The sequence below is a fragment of the Stenomitos rutilans genome (assembly GCF_059505485.1).
Window position 1 is genome coordinate 1 of record NZ_JCACKR010000071.1, and the last position, 2,721, is coordinate 2,721.

General features: G+C 45.0%; 3 protein-coding genes. 2 read left to right on the forward strand and 1 reads right to left on the reverse strand.

What is annotated here, in order from left to right:
• Window positions 1-133: 133 nt before the first annotated feature.
• Window positions 134-439 (reverse strand): hypothetical protein, encoded by a 306-nt coding sequence (locus tag AC5JLP_RS12930; protein ID WP_496068325.1) that lies wholly within the window; start codon window positions 437-439, stop codon window positions 134-136.
• Window positions 440-1,329: 890 nt separating this feature from the next.
• Between AC5JLP_RS12930 and AC5JLP_RS12935 the strand changes: the two genes are divergently transcribed.
• Both AC5JLP_RS12935 and AC5JLP_RS12940 read left to right on the forward strand, forming a co-directional pair.
• A complete protein-coding gene (locus tag AC5JLP_RS12935) occupies window positions 1,330-2,118 on the forward strand; it encodes a WecB/TagA/CpsF family glycosyltransferase (RefSeq protein WP_496068326.1) in 789 nt (262 codons plus the stop codon).
• 163 nt (window positions 2,119-2,281) lie between these two features.
• Entirely contained in the window at window positions 2,282-2,527 is a 246-nt protein-coding gene (locus AC5JLP_RS12940; RefSeq protein ID WP_496068327.1) for a hypothetical protein, read from the forward strand.
• The last annotated feature ends 194 nt before the right edge of the window (window positions 2,528-2,721 follow it).

Below are 2,721 nucleotides of genomic sequence, written 5' to 3' on the forward strand. Positions count from 1 at the left end.
TGTCCTCAAGCCTTTGCCTAAATGGGTTTATCGAGAATGCTGCAAGATCTGAGTTATCCAAGTCAAGCAGCGTAGCAAGTCAGACCAACTGTCTATCAAAGCTTTTGGTATTCTTGTTATGTTCGTATTTAAGCTAGAGCACTGGAAAAGAAGTGCTTGCCAAAACTGCTGATGCACCCAAGTTAAGCATCAGTAAACGTTGGCAGAGATTTTGTTGTTCAGCAGACTCCAATGGTGAACAAGCCATCGAGGACAACAGCCGACTGAATAGAAGAATAACGATAGAGAAGGAAATCTGAATCAGCAGCAGACTCAACCAATGCAACTCACTGGCGTTGGTAAAACGGCTGTTAGTAAAGCGTAAAAGGTTGAGGCAGCCTTTTGCGCGACAATGCATTGGCATGTTGTGTTGCTCAATGGTGCCGCTAAGGTGCATCACTACTTGGCCTTGAAATAGTCCTGTACTGCCAAGATGAAGTTGATGTGAAGGAGTGGTAAAAAGACGGTTAGGCGCTTGCTTTTTTTTTTTAAGATGGAATATGTTAAACCTGAGCGAGTTTGAGTACCGCGAAAGGTATTAAAAACTGCTGAAGTTTACGTATACTATCGAGCCTTTTAGCTTTCTGGAGCCAACTTTAGACTAGTCTGTAAGTAAATCCATCCTCCTAAGTGTATATTTGGTGACAGGTGCTTTCAGCGTAGATAGTGAAAACTAGCATTGGAGGGTTAATTGTGAGTAGTGGATAGGAGTGAAAAAAGTTGGAAAGAAGTAGCTTCCAAGGTGCCGTTATCGCATTTCGGAGGTTCGTAAATTGTGAAATTGCGTGGATCTTAACGAGGCCTCTCTAACTAGGGTTGATTGTTCTATTGATAGATATATGTGAGAAGCCTATTGAAAGATGCTTTGCTTGCTGCAGGATCAGTACTGTGAACTTTGTATCTTGAGTAGAAAGATGAGTTTTACCTGTCCCAAGTCTCTCGCTGAGACGTTCTTTGGCAAAATATGGGTCTTGTGGCGCTCATTGACACAGTAGATGCTTCTACCCTACTTCTCATTCCAATGAAATCTTTAGCGCAAAAAGAAGTGAGTTCATTTAAGCGTCAATACTTCCGAGAATTTCTTTGCTTTAAGCATCTAAGGCTGAGTCAAGCGTACAGCTTAAAGTATATTCACGATCTGACTGCTATTAATCTGTAAGTTTGATGCATTCCCGAACCTGAGCTTGATAATTCTGAGCCTGAATATAGGGTGCAAAAGCGTTTAGTACTGAATAGATCGCCTTAAAGTGCGACCACCAAGGCTTTTATTGAAATAACACACCCACAGCTATGACTTCAGAAAACCATCTCCCCTGCCGGAACATAATTGGTTTCCCAGTGGCTGCCATTCCCTTTGATGCTCAGATAGCTCTAATGATGGAATGGGCTAAAGATTGCCTTAGTAAGGTTGTTTGTATCGCAAACGTTCATATGCTCACGGAGGCTTATCGTAATCCAGACTTTGCAGATGTCTTGAACAAAGCCGATCTAGTTACACCTGATGGAATGCCTTTGGTGTGGATGCTTAAATTGATGGGAGCCGCCAAGCAAGACCGCGTTGCTGGTATGGATGTGCTTCTAGCGTTATGTAAAGCAGCTTGCTCAGAGGGTATTAGCATCTTTTTTCTGGGGTCTCAGACAGCAATTCTTGAAAAGATGAGGAAACGACTGGAAGTAGAGTTTCCAACGTTGAAGATTGCTGGAATGGAACCTTTGCCATTTCGCCCTATGACTGAAGCCGAAGATGAAGCGATCGTGCAAACTCTCAATGCTAGTGGCGCAGGGTTAGTATTTGTATCACTAGGATGCCCAAAACAAGAACTCTGGATGACGCAGCATCAGGGGAGAGTTCAAGCTGTCATGATTGGGCTTGGAGGCGCTTTCCCCGTATATGCAGGCATCCACAAACGGGCTCCCAAGGTAATCCGAAACTCTGGTTTTGAGTGGCTTTATAGGCTGGCGCAGGAACCAAAACGTCTGTGGGGACGCTATAGCAGTACAATCCCTATTTTTGTATGTTTGGCTCTCAAGCAGTTTTTAGATGCCCCCAGGAGCATTCACTCACAAGAATTGCAGTAGAAAAGCCTCTACTGATATGGTTCGTGGTCTGTAAACAATTGCTGTTGATTCTTGTTTCATTGGCAAAAACTCAAGAGAAGAACATGACGGAAGCGAAACGAGCGTTGCTGATGGGCATAACAGGGCAGGATGGGTCTTATTTGACTAAACAACTGTTGGAGCAGTGGAAGAACTAATGTTTGATGAGCGCTCCTCGCGTCCGGGCAAGGTGGATTTGCTGATAGAACATCCGACCAAAGCGCAGCAAACGCTAGGTTGGGAATCGTTGGTCACGTTTGAGCCGTTAGTTCAGTTGATGGTGGATGCCGACCTACAAGTGCTGGGCTTGGTGACGTTCATGGGTGGTGCCCTAATGTACAGGTGTGGGGTAGCGACCCTTTGTCAAAATTTAATTGGCTCACGATCGTAGCATTCGAGAGCCTGTTTCTCTTACGTATCGCTCTCTAAGCTTTGCTATGGGTTCTGCGAGAAGTCCAATCAACGATCAAGGCTATAACGGAATGAAGCAAGATCTGCACGGGAAAAGAATACTAGTAACGGGGGGTGGGGGTTTTCTGGGACGGCAGGTCGTGGCGCAACTGTGCCAAGCAGGGGCTGACCGGA